The 15,909-nt window shown below is 55.9% G+C and carries 11 protein-coding genes and 2 tRNA genes; 6 read left to right on the forward strand and 7 right to left on the reverse strand.

The window, feature by feature from the left end; genetic code table 11:
- Positions 1–2: 2 nt before the first annotated feature.
- The 4 genes from CI601_RS00130 to CI601_RS00145 all read right to left on the reverse strand — a co-directional run bounded on the left by CI601_RS00130 (position 3) and on the right by CI601_RS00145 (position 3,599).
- Positions 3–704, reverse strand: a complete 702-nt coding sequence (locus CI601_RS00130) for an ABC transporter ATP-binding protein (protein ID WP_121913924.1) — start codon at positions 702–704, stop codon at positions 3–5.
- A gap of 162 nt (positions 705–866) precedes the next feature.
- Positions 867–2,318 (reverse strand): ABC transporter ATP-binding protein, encoded by a 1,452-nt coding sequence (locus tag CI601_RS00135; RefSeq protein WP_183129682.1) that lies wholly within the window; start codon positions 2,316–2,318, stop codon positions 867–869.
- On the reverse strand, positions 2,296–2,994 hold the full coding sequence (locus CI601_RS00140; RefSeq protein ID WP_183129683.1) for an energy-coupling factor transporter transmembrane component T: 699 nt from the start codon (positions 2,992–2,994) through the stop codon (positions 2,296–2,298). Before CI601_RS00140 ends, CI601_RS00135 begins: the two co-directional genes overlap by 23 nt.
- Complete coding sequence (locus tag CI601_RS00145) at positions 2,991–3,599, reverse strand: MptD family putative ECF transporter S component (RefSeq protein ID WP_121913863.1); 609 nt, start codon at positions 3,597–3,599, stop codon at positions 2,991–2,993. The genes CI601_RS00140 and CI601_RS00145 overlap by 4 nt, the downstream gene beginning before the upstream one ends.
- A 219-nt stretch (positions 3,600–3,818) precedes the next feature.
- Here CI601_RS00145 and CI601_RS00150 point away from each other — a divergent pair, with 219 nt between their 5' ends.
- The 4 genes from CI601_RS00150 (at position 3,819) to CI601_RS00165 (ending at position 11,336) form a co-directional block, all read left to right on the forward strand.
- Entirely contained in the window at positions 3,819–5,918 is a 2,100-nt protein-coding gene (locus CI601_RS00150) for an ATP-binding cassette domain-containing protein (RefSeq protein ID WP_121913864.1), read from the forward strand.
- Positions 5,902–7,650: an amino acid ABC transporter ATP-binding/permease protein gene (locus tag CI601_RS00155; RefSeq protein WP_183129684.1), complete on the forward strand. Its 1,749-nt coding sequence runs from the start codon at positions 5,902–5,904 to the stop codon at positions 7,648–7,650. The genes CI601_RS00150 and CI601_RS00155 overlap by 17 nt, the downstream gene beginning before the upstream one ends.
- A gap of 658 nt (positions 7,651–8,308) precedes the next feature.
- The gene (locus tag CI601_RS00160; RefSeq protein WP_183129685.1) at positions 8,309–9,643 is read left to right on the forward strand and encodes an SIR2 family protein; all 1,335 of its coding nucleotides are present in this window, start codon (positions 8,309–8,311) and stop codon (positions 9,641–9,643) included.
- Entirely contained in the window at positions 9,630–11,336 is a 1,707-nt protein-coding gene (locus CI601_RS00165; RefSeq protein ID WP_220702610.1) for an ATP-binding protein, read from the forward strand. Before CI601_RS00160 ends, CI601_RS00165 begins: the two co-directional genes overlap by 14 nt.
- 696 nt (positions 11,337–12,032) lie before the next feature.
- Here CI601_RS00165 and CI601_RS00170 read toward each other — a convergent pair.
- Together CI601_RS00170 and CI601_RS00175 are read right to left on the reverse strand one after the other, a co-directional pair.
- Positions 12,033–12,105: transfer RNA gene (locus CI601_RS00170), tRNA-Ala, on the reverse strand.
- Between the two features lie 37 nt (positions 12,106–12,142).
- Positions 12,143–12,216 (reverse strand) — tRNA-Ile (locus CI601_RS00175).
- 104 nt (positions 12,217–12,320) lie between these two features.
- On the opposite strand from CI601_RS00175, the gene CI601_RS00180 reads away from it, so the two are divergent.
- Together CI601_RS00180 and CI601_RS00185 are read left to right on the forward strand one after the other, a co-directional pair.
- A complete protein-coding gene (locus CI601_RS00180; protein WP_121913868.1) occupies positions 12,321–12,929 on the forward strand; it encodes a M48 family metallopeptidase in 609 nt (202 codons plus the stop codon).
- Positions 12,930–13,409: 480 nt separating this feature from the next.
- The gene (locus CI601_RS00185) at positions 13,410–14,177 is read left to right on the forward strand and encodes an SDR family oxidoreductase (protein WP_110412254.1); all 768 of its coding nucleotides are present in this window, start codon (positions 13,410–13,412) and stop codon (positions 14,175–14,177) included.
- A gap of 109 nt (positions 14,178–14,286) precedes the next feature.
- Here the strand turns inward: CI601_RS00185 and CI601_RS00190 are convergent, their stop codons facing one another.
- On the reverse strand, positions 14,287–15,795 hold the full coding sequence (locus tag CI601_RS00190) for a Na+/H+ antiporter NhaA (protein ID WP_121913869.1): 1,509 nt from the start codon (positions 15,793–15,795) through the stop codon (positions 14,287–14,289).
- Positions 15,796–15,909: the final 114 nt, after the last annotated feature.

Raw genomic sequence — 15,909 nt, forward strand, 5'->3', positions numbered from 1 at the left:
CCTTACCACTCCACGTTTTCGATGTCTTCGGGGCTGTCGTTGGTCTGCACGGCCTGGACCCGGGCGTCGTGCATGCGGATGACCCTGTCGGCGATGGGGGCGATGGCCGCGTTGTGGGTGACGATGACCACGGTGGCGCCCTTCTTGCGGCACTGATCCTGGAGGATACGCAACACCTGCTTGCCGGTCCGGTAGTCCAGGGCCCCGGTGGGTTCGTCACAGAGCAGGATCTTGGGATTCTTGGCCACGGCCCGTGCGATGGCCACGCGCTGCTGCTCCCCGCCGGAAAGCTGGGCGGGGAAGTTGTCGATCCGGTCGCCCAGGCCCACGTCGATCAGGGTCTGGACCGGGTCTGCGGCATCGTCCACGATCTCCGAGGCCAGCTCCACGTTCTCCCTGGCGGTCAGGTTGGCCACCAGGTTGTAGAACTGGAAGACGAAGCCCACGTCGTAGCGACGGTAGGTGGTCAGCTGCCGGGCGTCGTATCCGGCGATGTCCTTCCCGTCCACGATCACCTGGCCCTCGTTGCAGGTGTCCATGCCGCCCAGAATGTTCAGTACTGTCGATTTGCCCGCCCCCGAGGCGCCAAGGATGACCACCAGTTCGCCCTTCTCGATGGAGAAGGTGACGGCGTTGTTGGCCACGATGGTCGTTTCGCCGGTCACATACCGCTTCGTCTCTCCGATGACGTCGATATAGCCCATCATGCCCTCTCGTAACCCTGGCTGTGCGGCGGGGCCGTCCGACGCGAGGGACGCCCCTGATGCTCTTTTCCCCACTACTGTATACGTTCGCGGGGTCCGGAGCACAGGAGAACCGCCTGGCGGGTGGCGTCATGTTCACCGACCCTGCAAGGGCTCAGAAGTTCAGAGGGCTTGCAGGAGGTTGCCCAGTTTGCGGCTGTCCCTGACCGGTCTGCCCTGGCGGAAGGTGATGAACCGCTGGCAAGTCTGTGCCAGGAACTCTTGATCGTGCGAGATGACGATCACCATGACCCCCAGGGAGCGCATGTAGCGGATCATCCCGGTCACCTGGTTCATGTGGAGCAGGTCCAGACCGCTGGTGGGCTCGTCCAGAACAATCAGGCGCTTGCCCGACAGTATGGCGGCCGCGATGGCCACCCGCTGCTTCTCCCCGCCGGAGAGGGTGTTGGGGTGTCGGCCCAGGAGCCGCTCCAGATCCAGCTTTCGTGCCACCTCCTCGAAGAGGTCGGTCCGCCTGGCTCCAAGGAGCATTTCGCCCTCCACAGTCTCGCTGAAGAGCTGGTAGTTGACATCCTGAAAGACCATGTAGGAGTCCTCAACACGCTCCCTGGCGGTCTGCTTCGTCCCATTCAGGCTGATTTCCGACTTGTCGCCAGGTTTGAGCAGACCGGTCAGGACCGAGGCGAATGTGCTCTTGCCGGCACCGTTGCGGCCGATGATGCCGGTGATGTCCTCGCTGGACAGGGTCAGGTCGTCCACATCCAGGGCAGGAGCCTGGTCGTGATGGTAGGCATAGGTCAGATTCCTGACCCGGAGCAAGTCGGGGGTCTTCTTGGTGATGGCCGTGGCTGGGGCGCTCGTATCCTCGGTCGTGTCCAGGTTCAGAGCCCGAAGCCCCATGGCCTGGCGACTTGGTCCATCCAGTCCCCTCATGGCTGCCGGGGATAGGTGCTCCACCAGTCTGCCGTCCTTCATGACCAGGAAGTCGTCGGCCAGGCCGTCCAGGTAGTAGAGGCGGTGTTCGATCAGGACCATGGTCAGGCCCCGGTCCTTCAAGCGGCCCAGGATCTGCGCCAGGCTGGCCACCGCTTCGACGTCCAGATTGCCTGAGGGCTCGTCCAGGACCAGGATCTGCGGGTCCATCATGCAGGAGGAGGCGATGGCGATTATCTGCTTCTCGCCCCCGGACAGGGAGAAGATGTCCCGGTCCATGAGCGGGGTGATGTCGAAGAGGTCGGCCACCTGGCCTATGCGCTCCCGGATGGCCTCCGGCTGGACACCGGTGTTCTCCAGGGGGAAGGCCAGCTCGCTGCGGACGTCGGTGGTGAAGAACTGGGTCTTGGGGTTTTGGAAGACCGACCCCACCTGCTCCGAAAGTCGGTAGATGGGCCGTGCCGTGGTGGGCTCGCCCCCGATCAGGCACTTTCCCTCCAGCTTGCCCTCGTAGAGTTCGGGAATCAGGCCGTTGATGACCCTTGACAGGGTGGTCTTGCCGCAACCGCTCGGTCCGGTGACCACGGTCAGCCGGCCCTGGCCCATCCGGCAGGAGACCTCTTCGAGGGAAGGCCTGCTGGCGCCCTCGTAGGTGAAGCTAAGCCTGGAACATTGCAACATAGGCTCCACATCCCATAAGGACCAGACCCAGGGCGCACATGAGCGCATCCAGTCTGGTGAAGGCGATCCTTTCGATGGAGGTCTTGGGTCCGGGGTCGCCGATTCCCCTGGTCAGGGCGGCCGAGGTCAGGTCGGATGCCACGTTGGTGGCGTTGTTGAGCAGGGGAACGTAGATGTATTCCATGGTTCGCAACGGGTGCCGGAGCATGTCGCCGGTGGTGACCGCGATCCCCCTGAACTTCATGGCCCGTCTGATCTGGGCATAGTCGTGCCTGACGGTCGGGAAGAATCGGAAGAGGACGCTGATGGGGATGACCAGCAATTGGGGGGCATGAATCTTGCGCAGCAGGTAGACCAGCTCCGAGACCTTGGTGGTGCCCATCATGAAGGCCGCCACCAGCACCAGGGGGAGGATTCTGCCCACGCCGACGAAGAGGAAGAGCAGATAATGTCCCGGAAGATTCTCGGGAAAAACCATGGCCAGGGAGGCGCCCAGGGCGAAGACCAGGCAGACCATAAGCCAGGCTTGGCCCTTTCTGACCCTGCCCACGATGACCTGGAAGCTGCAGAAGTAGATGTTGATGGCCAGGACCAGCGGGGTGGGCAGGGTGACGAAAATCAGGGCGTTGGCGAAGATGACCAGCAGGAATCTGGTGTAGATGGAGATGGGCCTCATTGCTTGGCGGGTATCCGGTTGAAATGCCTGTCGACGATCCTGGCGCCTATCCATGCCCCGAGCAGGGCGCCGACCAGGGTGGCCAGGATGCAGACCAGGAAGGTGGCTCCGGTGATGGGCGCGAAGACCCCGTCGATGTACTCCTGGCTCTTGCCACGGCGGACCAGGCTGGCCACGTAGGCATCCTTCATGAACCAGAGGGGAAGCACGGGGCCGGTGCAGCCGAAGGTGAGGATGACGTAGCTCAGGTAACGGGCCAGGTTGGGCCGGCTCTCTCGGAGCGAGGACTGAACCAGGTCAGCCAGCAGGCCGCAGAAGGCGTAGGGGATGAAGGAGAGGGCGAAGTGGCCGAAGACCAGCAGGAAGAGGCCCATGATGACGCCGACGATGGTTATGGCCCCGAACCTGGGTACGCGGCGGATCATCAGCATGTAGACCGGGCCGGAGACCAGCCCCACCACAGCGGGGATGGAGAGGGAGGACAGGCCGGGCATGACCAGGCCCGCCAGGAAGACGGTGATGAAGTTGCCCACTGCCATGCTGACGAAGTAAAGGGCCGTGAAAATGCCGACGTTGACCAGGTCTTTTGTCTTTAGTGCTTTCATAAAGGATCGCTCCCATCCGGGTGGCGGTCGCTCGGCCCTGGGCCATATCCGCCGATGTCAGGTTGTGTCGTCAAGTCTAGGAGGACCGGGAGGGAAAGTAAATGATATTTTTTTATGTCCCTTGCCAGGGCTTCACAATAAAGGTATTGCCTGGCGCGCGAGGATTTTGTTAGTGTCCACTGATAGGGGCGTATCAGAAAGGCGGCACGGAGGACAGGCATGATCAGCAAGCGACTACTTCATCTACCGGGAGCCAGGATGGGCGCCAGCCTCCTGCTGGCCCTCCTGCAGACGATCGGCGCGCTGGCGGAGGTGCTCCTCCTGCCGGTGGCCATTGCGGCCGTGGGCTGCTCTCTTGGCCTGGCTGTTCCTCATGCCCTTGCCTGGGTGCCTAATCGGCCCGGGCCTCTGGCGGTCTTGATAGGCGGGCTGATCCTGGTTCGGTTCCTGACCCAGGCGGTCGCCAAGTCCGTCAGTGCCCGGCTGGCCGATGGTATGGGCAAGGCGCTCTCCCAGGCCCTGTACCTATCTGTGTTCGACCCCAACAGGCAGGAGGACGACCTGGGCGTTCCAGCGCAGACCCTGGCTAGGCTTTCGACCGAGGGGGTCAAGTCGGTTGTCTCCTACTTCACGGCCTATATTCCGGCCTTGGTCCAGACCGCCCTGATGCTGGTCGTGACCCTGGTCGTCCTCCTGCCTGTCAGCCCGCTGGCTGCGGGGATTGTCGTGATCGGTATGGTGGCCCTGCCCCTGGCTTCCAAGCCCACCATGGGCGAGAACATCAAGATTCAGCTGGGTCAACTGCGCAAGTATGACAAGGTCGGGGTCCATTTCGAGCATGCCCTGAGGGGGCTCAACACCTTGAAGATCTTCGGGGCAGACCAGCGGCAGGCAGACGACCTGGCCGAGGAGTCCGAGGGATTCCGCCGGATAACCATGGGGGTCCTGGGCGGTCAGCTGCGCTCGCTGATCAAGGCCGACTTGGTCATCTATACCAGTCTTATTTTGGCGGTTGCAGCAACGGTCCTGATCGGGCAGGGCGGGCCCTCCCGAGTGCTGTCGTGCTTGGTTGTCGCCCTGGCCGGGGTCCGGCTCTTTGCACCTGAGCGGCAGCTGGTCTACATGATGCATTCCGGCATGGTCGCCATTAAACAGGGCAAGGCCATTGACGATATTCTCCAAGCGCGGCAGGGGAGCGACGGGGAGTCGGCGGCTCCGGGGACGACTCCTGAGTTACGCAAGAAAGTGGCGTCGGAAGTTGCTCCGGCAACGATTCCGGAAGCATCCAAGGAAGTGGATCCAGAAACGAGCCTCGAAGCATCAGAGGGAGTAGTTCGGGAGTCCGACTCGGGATCTGCTTCGAAGTCTGCTTTGCAACCTACATCGGAACCTGCATCGGAATCCGATTTGGAACCAGCTTCGGATGTTGTCCGAATTCCTGTATCGGGATCCGCTTCCAACTTTGCATTGGATACTGTCCAAATTTCTCCATCGGGTTCTGCCGGCGCGAGGAGGCAGAAAATTGATTCGGCGCAATCGGGCTCGGAGCAGGCAGATCAGGCAGAAATGTCTGACGACGATTCGTTGGGCATTCGCGCTCGCGATTTGACCTACACCTATCCTGACGGCTTCCAGGCCCTGACCGATCTGAACTTCGACCTGCCGGCCAAGGGGCATGTGGGTCTGGTCGGCGCTTCGGGCTCTGGCAAGAGCACCTTGGCAGGCCTGCTGTCTGGGCGTCTTCAGGGGTATGCTGGAGAGCTGACTATTGGCGGTCGCCAGATCAGCGATCTGTCGCGCCAGGACCTGGTCGGCTTGCAGACCGTGGTTCGGGGAACCGACCATCTCTTTACCGGGACCGTCAGGTCGAATCTCGACCCGGCCGGACTGGGCTACTCGGATTGGGAGTTGCTGGATGCGCTGGATCAGGTCGGTCTGACCGGTCTTATCCAAAGCAAGGGCGGGCTGGACGCTCACATCGATCCTGAAGGAGGCAACCTCTCCGGTGGGCAGCGCCAGCGCCTATCCATTGCCCGCGGGCTTCTGCGGCGTTCCCCTGTCTATATCTTCGACGAGGCCACCAGCGCCGTGGACCGCGAGCATGACGCTACACTGGCAGCCCTGATGGACGCGCTGGGCAAGGAGTCCCTGGTTCTGACTATCACCCACCGCCTGGCTGGGGTCCGCAATGCCGATTCCATCCTCTTTCTGCAGAAGGGCCGTCTGGCGGAGAGCGGCGGCTTCCGTGAACTGATGGATGCCGGGGGCGGATTTGCCGCTCAGTGGAAGGAGCAGGCCCAGTATGAGGACGGGGAGTGATGACATGCAGCAGACAACGAGCAATCTGATGATGATGCGCCGTATGGCCCAGCTGATGAAGCCTCTGGCTGGTACGGAGGGCAAGGCCATCCTCTGTGGCAGCCTGGGGCACCTCTTTGCGGTCTGGAGCATGATGGCAGCCGCAGCGACCCTGATCGGTCTGGTCACGGTCTGGCCGCCGCTGAATGGGCAGTGGGTCGTCTGGGCCCTGGTGGCGGTTCTGACTGCTCTCAGCCGGGGGGTCATGGCCTATGGGGAGCAGTACTACAACCACGAGATGGCCTTCAGTATGCTCCGTGACATCCGTACGACGGTCTTTAACAAGATGCGGTCCCTGGCCCCGGCCGGCTTGCGCGACCAGGCGCGCGGAGACATGGTGACGGTGATTACCAACGACATCGAGCTGCTGGAGATCTTCTACGCTCACACCCTATCGCCCATCGCCATCGCCTTGGTGACCTCCTTGGCCAACCTGGCCCTGCTCACTTGGCTCTCGCCCTGGATGGGCCTGGCCGCCTTGGTCTCCTATCTGATCGTCGGTTTGCTCATCCCCATCCTGAGCGCAAGGCCCACTTTCAAGGTAGCCATGCAGGAGCGAACAGCCCAAGCCAATTTGCACTCCCTGCTTCTGGAGGCTCTGCAGGGCCGCACTGAACTGGCGGGGTTGGGCGCTCTGGGGAACACCCGTCGCCTGATGGGAGCTGCCACGGACCAGATGCTGGATGCCCGCGGGCGCACCTCTGGACGGACCATTGCCAACGACATGGTCACCAATGTGGTCACTCTGATCTGCGCTGGAGTCTTCACACTGATGGCCTGCCACTTAGGTTCGGCAGGGTTGGTGGATTCTGCTCGGGGGATGATCGGACTGATCGGTTTCCTCTCCTCCTTCGCTCCCTTGATACCTGTGGCCCGGCTAGGTGCAGGCCTGCAGCCTACTCTGGCTGCTGCCAGGAGGGTTTTCGCGCTCTTGGACAAGGAGCCGCCTGTGGATGAGGTGGAATCCGATCATGGGAATCCCCTGACGGAGTTCACTGGAGAGGAGGCCAGGGCGGTTTCCTTCTCCTACGCTGGCAAGATTGACTCGGGTAAGATTGACTCGGGTAAACATTGCGGTCGAATTGCGGTTTTGGATAATCTGGATCTTTCCATCAAACCTGGCGAGTTGATTGGTATCCAGGGGGCCAATGGAGTCGGCAAGTCCACCCTGATCGACTTGCTGATGCGGTTCCAGGAGCGCGGCGGCGGGGCCCTGACCGTCTCCGGCTTACCCATCGAGACCATCCGCACCGCCGACCTGCGCGCCCGGCAGGCTCTGGTGAGCCAGGACACCTATATATTCAGTCTCACCTTGGCGGATAACATCGCCTTGGCTCGGCCCGATGCCAGCAGGGCGGATATTGAGCAGGCGGCCCATGATGCCTGTCTGGATGATTTGATCGACCAGCTGCCTGATGGCTTGGATCATCTACTTGCCGACAACGGTTCGGACCTGTCCGAAGGGCAGCGGCAGCGGGTGGCATTGGCTCGCGCTTTCCTGAGCTCGGCGCCCTTCATGCTCCTGGACGAGCCCACCAGCAACATGGATGCTCTCTTGGAGGGCCGTGTCCTGACCAGGCTGATTGAGCGGAAGGGCGACCGTACCTGCATGATCGTCTCTCACCGACCCTCGGTCCTTGCCCGAGCTGACCGGCTGCTGACGCTGCAGGACGGTAGGCTTATTTCTTTATGAATTTATACAGATAGCTAGATGCCTGTGTCGGCTCGAATTCCTGATCATTGCTTATATTGTTTGTGATAGCAATCTGGGCTAATACAAGTCAATTCAGCAATAAATGGGTGTGGCTGTGATTGGAATTCGACTGTGAGAGCCAAAGTCAGTGAAACAAGTATGTGTATGCGTGAAGTAGCCAATCTTGAACTTCAGACAGTCTGTGGTTTTGTTTCGTATAAGCCTGTCGCAGGCTTCCGCCTCAATGTTGGCGATCGAGAGAGCCGGTTTTGAAAGCGATATGCTTGAGTAAGACACAGGGGTCAACGCATATGACAAGGTTGAGATGATGTGGTTTCGGGCACCGGAAAAGGCAAAGAAGCCTAATACTTAACGGCTGTACCTAATCCTTATATTTTATTAGCGGCGGTTTTGCCCTCTTTTGGAAGGCATATGAAAGTTGTGGCGTGCTTGTTCTTTATTCTGGGGTTCAATCTGTATCAGGTCTGCATATCCGTAACATGGGCGGTTCTTTTAGAATTATTGTCTTTAAGCCTATAGTACCCGCCGAGTATTAATGATTGTTAAATGAGCGATATGGCGAGCTGTCCGTAATGCTTGTGGTTATAAGATGTTTTTAGCAATACTAAGAGTCAGGCAACGGCTACGAAGGGGAATTATGACGGGCACGGTGAGCGCGGACCCAGTCCAGGCAAAGCAGGAAGGGATTTACTTCATCTCTCAAAATACGACTTTGAAGAAATGCCTTAATCCAGATCTAAAAGATGGTCCAAAATATATATACAAAAATAAAAATCGGCTGTTGCGGGTTCCTCAACCAATAGATTCTTTAGACAATTCCTCGGTGAAGAGCGGGCATAATAATGAGAATGAGTATGGTTGGGCAGATTTTCAAGAGGAAATAACTAGCAGGGTCGCGGACTTTTTGCGACCGTACTTTGATCAAGTGGTCCTGTTGTTGGGGGCTGGCGCTTCGATAGTTCCCAAAAAGAAAAAAGACGACTCAGGTTCTGGTGACCCTACGCCAAATGAAAGCTATGGATTGCCTATGTCGGGCATTCTTACAGCTATTGGCACGGAGCTTTCCGAGCATAGCTCTGAATTTTATTCAATGAGTCGGATGAAGCAGCTGGCATTCTCGGACAAATCGCCTTTTTCTGACCAGGATGATCTAGAGTCTGTATTATCGCAACTCGAAAAAGCTGAAGAGTTTATTAGCACAAAATACAGTGGTAAATATACAAGAACCCTAAAGCGAATTCGGGAAATCATCGTTGATAAAACTAAGTATGATTTTGATGATCAATGCATGAATCATCTCGCCCTGATTAATTTCTTTAACCGTAAGGTAAGTGACGGAAATAAACTGTCGATCGCAACGACGAATTATGACACGCTGATCGAAGAAGCTGCAACTAAGGGTAGCTACACCATTTTTGATGGATTTACCTTTAGTGATACGCCGATTTTCGACGCAAAGATGTTCGACTGGAATTTTGTTAAAGATGTACCAAACATCAAGACGCAAGAAGTAATATATGACAAAAAAGTAATGAACCTTTTGAAAATTCATGGTTCACTTACTTGGAAGAAAGATGACAAAGTCAGAACGGTCAGAAGGGTTTCAAAGTCAGCAAATCTAGATTCGCCTTTATTGATATTTCCAAGCACAAACAAATATGAGCAGAGTTACCGTGCGCCTTATTCAGATTTATTCTACAAGTTCAGAGAATTGCTCAACCGGCCTAGGACTTTACTTGTAACTGTAGGCTTTAGCTTTGGCGATGCGCATATTTTTGAAATGGTGAATGACGCATTAAGACACAATGACGGCTTGTCGATGTTGTTCACAAATTATTCGATTGATTCAGACGAGTCCTCAAATCTCGGCAAGCTGAAGCAACTTATTGATGAAGGATATCGGGTCGCTTTTCTACGAGCAGCGCTCAATGACGATTTGCCTACCTATTTGAAGATGGATGAAAATGCTTGACGATTATTACGGCAACCGTGCAAATTACGGACATTCAGGTCTCCAACGTGAACAGAACCTAGACAAAAAGAATTTTTATCTCGGGACAGTTGTTCAGGTCTCTTCACGGGAAGTTACTATACAAATAGATAATTTGTCTCTGCTGACTCATCGCCTGTTACGCCAGTCGGACTTAGTGCCTAATACAATCAACTATTATGTAACAATTGATTCGATATCGGGGATTTATTTTGGACAGGTTGTACAGAACCGAATACCGATTGGTGCGTCGCGTGAGTTTCTGTCTGATGAAAGTCACAAAGAACAAGTGTATGCAGAAGCTACGGTAGATATTCTCGGCCTCGAGGGAGCTGGTGATAGGTCATTCAGACTTCCTGGATTTTCAAGGCCAGGAGTCACTGAAAAAGTATATCTGGCCAATGGGCCTGTTATTGAACATTTTGTTTCTTCAATGGAGTTGCACATTGACGAAAAAGATTCCCCTGATGAGTCGGACGACGACAATATTCCCAACTCGTTTGCTCGTTTGTCTTGTTTTCAGAATGAGGCATTGCAATTGGTTTCTCCTCAGACCCTTTTTGACAGACATCTCATGGTGGTCGGAACAACCAACTCGGGAAAGTCAACTACGGCTTTGTCGGTTCTCGATTGGTTGGTCAGCGCTCATAAGAAAGTACTCTTAATAGATCCTACTGGAGAGTATGAGGACTCATTCACTGAAGATGATAAGATGGAAAAGCTAACTCTCGGCTCTGACACCGTAGTGGATTCGGGCAGTTTGTCGGTTCTAGACTGGTCGATGATTTTCGACTGCAATGAAAACACGCAACAAGGTACTTTGTCTGACGCTATACGCTCGTTGCGTTATCAAGCCAAATTTAGACGTTTTGGTCCATTCATCAAGCAGGGGAGAATAATCACAGAAGTCCAGAATGAACTGTCTAAAGTTGGAAAAGAAGACACCAGCTTTGACGTCAACCTTCTACCAGAACAGATTACGGAGGAAGCGGTAGAAGAGGGGAAGGGCGTGGAGAAAGGAAAATACACGCGAAGCACTTTCCGTATCAATAATTACGAATGGCTACGCGAAAAAATACTGAATCAGTTTGATAATACTTCGTTTAAAAAATTCTTCAGAAATTCCCGTACTAATAAGAACTGGAAAGACTTGTTCAGCGAACTTGATAGATTTGCTAATAAGCCAAAAACCTCCCTGTATGTCAATGCTTCCCATATCGGAACAACTGATGGAATCGGTGGCATGGTTGTTGATTTGATCAGTAATTATCTGTTGAATAGGCCACACAAAAAGGGATGTGCTTATGTGATTTTTGTAGATGAAGTTCATAGATATGCCAAAAGAATGACTGATCAGAACTCATTTTATTCAGGGTTGACATCTATTGCACGTGAGGGCAGGAAAAAAGGTATTTTTCTGTTTCTTACGACGCAGAATCCCAACGATGTGTCACCTGAGTTGCTCGGCCAGGTTGGTACATTGATAATTCATCGGCTTACGAGTGCTAGGGAGCTGGGTACTATTCAGAATTACGTCAGCGACAATACGATTAGCCAAATAATGAAGCTGAATCAAGGCGAGGCGATATTGACCTCTGTAAATTTGTTGGAAGACCTGTCCTTATCTGTTCGAGCTTGTGGGCGGCCACATAAAAACGATACTCCGAGATTGTAGTAACGCCGACTTGTTATTATTGATGTAGCTAGAGCAATGACCCCTCCTAAATCATAAGTTATATGAATGACTTTTGTTTGAGGTGAAGCGGCTTATAGCTTCTGTGGTCTATTCTCCGCGGTTCCTGTTGCACTGCACGCAAGCTTGTTTTCCCTATAGTAAAGGCTGAAGATAAAAATCTAAGAATTGCGCACATATGTGAATTGTTTCGCAGTCGTTTTACATCATTTGGAGGTAAAGCGCATAAGGAAAGATCGTCGAGCTTAAACAACAATTACGGTTTTTGACAATTGTCAAGGAGCTTATGAATTAATTGAGATTAAACATCTTGCATAAAGATCAAGAGGATAGATTTATCCCAATAACGAACCCGCGATGGATATTTGCGATATACGGACGGTTGTGGCTGGCATACAAAGGTTAGACAAAAATAATTTTAATATAATCAGAGTAGGTCTGACAAGCTTCAAAGCCCACTGCTGCTCAACAAATTACGGGCAATAGTCTAGCTATTTACAGTTGTAACTCTTAGGCTTACGAGCAGGTGGCATAGAAAAGAGCAGGTTGAGTTTCTCCCGAAGGCGACAAGCAATGTGAATAGACTTAAGCCTCTCGTAATCATGAGCAGTCGCATGAATCAATAAAGTTATGAAAAATATGAGATCTTAGAAACTCAATAAACCCACACTTTCAAAGTGGAGCTAGCCGGATTCGAACCGGCGACCCTCTGCTTGCAAAGCAGATGCGCTACCAGCTGCGCCATAGCCCCGTGAATGTGTAAAGAACTTCAACTGCGCAAGATTGCGTGGGCCTGGGAGGACTTGAACCTCCGACCTCATCCTTATCAGGGATGCGCTCTAACCAGCTGAGCTACAGGCCCATGCCGTGTGACCGAAGAATCACACAAATGGATAGCTTACCATAGTGTCCCTTCAAGTCAATCTCGGCGGCGTCGCGTCGCGTCTTGGCGGAAGAATGGGGGTCATGAGTCGGAAACGGCGTGCGGAACCAGTCCGGTCAGAGCAGTTAGAGGTCGGTGGCGAGACCGTTCTAGTCATTAGGAAGCGTATCGCCAACGTTTATCTTCGCGTTAAGCCGCCTGACGGTCATCTGGAAGTGACGGCGCCTCTGGCCCTGAGTGATGATCAGATTCGTGCCTTTATCGAAGGCAAGCACCGCTGGATCGCAACCACTAGAGAACGTCTGGCTCGCTCACGCGATGTCTACGCTCAACCCGGAGCCGATGGTCCGCTGTCTCCAGACCGATCCGAGGCTGAAGCCAAGAGAATTCTCCAGGAGAGGCTGCCGACTCTGCTTGATCGGTGGGTCCCTGTGGTAGGTCGTCGGCCCGAGCGCATCAGTCTGCGGAAGATGAAAACTCGCTGGGGCTCTTGCACTCCCGCCACTGGCAGCATCCGGCTTAATACCGACCTGGCTTGGCTGGATTCCGACCTGCTGGAGTATGTGTTGGTTCACGAGCTGACCCACCTCTACGAGCATGGTCACGGTCCCGGCTTCCGCGCGCGGATGGATCGCTATATGCCCGACTGGACTGAGCGCCGTCGTCGACTCAACCGCTATCTGGCTCTGTGACCTCCGAGGCTTCGACATCTGAAGTCATGATTTCCAGAGTCATGATTTCGGGAGCTGTGAACTCGGCGTGATTTCTGAACTTGCGCACTGCGGGCCAGTAAATTATGAATCCACAACATCATTCGTACTGATGAGTTCCGAATCGGAGCCCCCGCTAGGCCATCTCGTACGAAGCAGGATTGGTTTTTGACGCATCCTTTCGATCCTGATCTAACCTGACTATACGGCCTGATTTAGCCCGATCTGACTTTGACCTATTCTGACTCAACTAATCTGCCTTTGATTCGTTCCGACCCTGCTCAAGGCTGGTTTAATGCGCCACATTTGTCATCGAAGACCGAATAGAATCTGCCACAGCCCATGCTGGTGCGCTAGCGTTAAAGAAGAAGGGCGATCCTGCAGCAGCTAGGCAGGCTCCCTGCGAACCGGAGGCAAGCGTGGAGTCAATCCGGGGGAATAGATCATGAAGGAGCGGATGAGATGACGGAATCCAAGAAAACAATCAAGCGTGCCGTGGTGACCGGCGCCTCCAGCGGCATCGGCCAGGCCAGTGCTCGGGCCTTGGTGGACAAAGGCTGGAAGGTGGTCGGCCTGGCCCGGCGCGAGGACAACCTCAAGGCCTTGGCCGACCAGCTGGGTCAGAACTTCACCTATGAGGTCTGCGATGTGACCGACGAGGATTCCACTCAGGCGGCCGTCGACGCCGTGCTCAAGGGTGGGCCGGTCAAGGCTCTGGTCAACTGCGCCGGTGCAGCCTTCGGCAAGGACCCGGTGGCTACCTCCAGCCTGGACGATTGGCGCGGCATGTACGAGTTGAACGTCATCGGCACTTTGCGGGTCATCCAGAAGCTGCTCCCGGCTCTGAAAGAGTCGGAGGGCACGGTCCTGGTCATCTCCTCGACGGCAGGCATCGAGCCCTACGAGGGCGGTGGCGGATACTGCGCTTCCAAGGCGGCAGAACGGGTCATGGCCCGCATTCTGCGGCTGGAGCTGATCGGTCAGCCGGTGCGCGTAGTAGACATTGCCCCTGGCCTGGTCCACACCGACGAGTTCTCTCTGAAGCGGTTCGGCGGCGATAGCGACCGGGCCGATGCGGTCTACGCCGGGGTGCCCGACCCGCTGACCGCCGACGACATCGCAGGATGCGTCACCTGGGCCCTGGAGCAGCCCGACACTGTGGACATCGACCAGATTGTGGTCCGCCCCCGCGCTGAGGGCTCCTACACCAAGCTCTACCGTCGCAGCTAAGCCTGATAAGGGACTGATTCTGTCAAAACTGATTCCTGTCAAAACCGAGTTTGGCAGGTTGATTCTGGCAGGAACCGGTTCTGGCAGAGGTTGAGCCTTGGCAGCTAAGCTATCTGTGCCTGGCGGACCGCAGCCGACTGGGGATAGTGCCCACGGCCACGATGAGCACGGACAGGACCGACCCTGCCAGCACGCCCAGTAGGGCTGACTCCAAGTGTGGGGATCCAGCGAAGGCCAAGTTGGCGATCAGGAAGGACATAGTGAAGCCGATTCCACAGAGCTGGCAGAGTCCAACCATGTTTCCGGTCGTGGAGCCGGCAGGCCGCTGCAGCCCCAGATGACTTGCCAGGATCACCATGGTCATGATTCCCAAGGGTTTGCCCAAGGCCAGACCCAGCGTGGCCCCCCAAAAGACCCGGTCCGTCAGCAGTCCGGGTCCCAGCTGATCCAGGGAGATGGACAGCGAGAAGAAGGCGAACACGGGCAGGACCACCAGGGCACTCAAGGGTGTCAGCAGACGATCCAACTGTTCAGCAGGCGATGATGCCCGGACGTGGCTCGACTCAATCCCAGTTGCTTTGGTCCCAGCTGGATTGGTTCCGGTCGATTCTGCTTTGGTCGACCTGGTAACAGGGGTCAAGAGACCCATTGCCACTCCCGCTAGCACCGGGTGGATTCCAGCTTTGAAGAGGCCGTACCAAGCCAGTAGACCGCCGGCAAGGGCACCCAGCAGGAACAGCGGCATCAAGGGTCGCCAGAGCCGGGAGAAACGGCTAGCCGCTCGGACCAGCACGGCCCAGACCACAAGACCGGCCAGGCAGACAAGCAGCCAACTCGGTTGCCCCAAGCTGGAGTAGCCCAAAGCAATCAGTAGGACGCCGACCAGGTCGTCGAAGATGGCCAGGGTCATCAAAAAGGCCTGCAGGGCGGGTCCGGCCTTGGGCAGGAGCAGTTGCAGAGCCGCCAGGGAGAAGGCTACATCGGTGGCCGTTGGGACAGCCCAGCCGCGCAAACCGGCAGGGGAGCCCAGGTTGAGTAGGCAGTAGATCAAAATCGGAACGGCTACGCCTCCCAAAGCAGACAGCATGGGTAGCAGGACCTGCTTGTGGTCGCGCAGAGTGCCCGTGGCAGCCTCCTGGCGCAAGTCAAGACCCATGGTCAGGAAGAATATGGTCAGCAGCCCGTCCTGTATCCAGTCCTTGAGAGACAGGCTCAGTCCACCGGGCAGGTCCAGAGGAATCCAAGCGGCAAGAGCATTCAGCCCCGGCCCGGTCTCTGGCAGATTGGCCAGGATCAGCCCGGCCAAGGCACAGGCCATCATGAATAGCCCGGTGATTCGATCGTTTTCAGCCAGCGACGACAGGGCGGTGAAGAAGCTTGAAAGATGGAGTCGTTTGTGCCAGTCCCTGTCAGATCCGCCCTGCCCATGCTGAGGATTTGATGGTTGGGCATTCGATGGCCTGGAACCCGATGGCCCGGAATTCAGTTGGAGGTCTGAGGGTTGGGGGCCCGACTGCCTTGGATTGAACAGTTTAGGATTCTGTTGCGAATCCGAATCGTCGTAATCCTGACGCTGTGGATTGACTGGGAACGCTGGGAATGTAGGCGTGGGCGGCATGATGCTCCTGGTCGGGCGGGTAGAGTTCGGTCTTCCATGGCCGACCAGTCTTCCCGGCGTGAGGCAGCGCCCGGCTGTCTCCCAAGTGCCAATTCTATCCTGAATTCCCGCAGT

The organism is Bifidobacterium sp. wkB344 (assembly GCF_003688305.1).
Classification (GTDB): Bacteria; Actinomycetota; Actinomycetes; order Actinomycetales; family Bifidobacteriaceae; genus Bombiscardovia; species Bombiscardovia mizhiensis.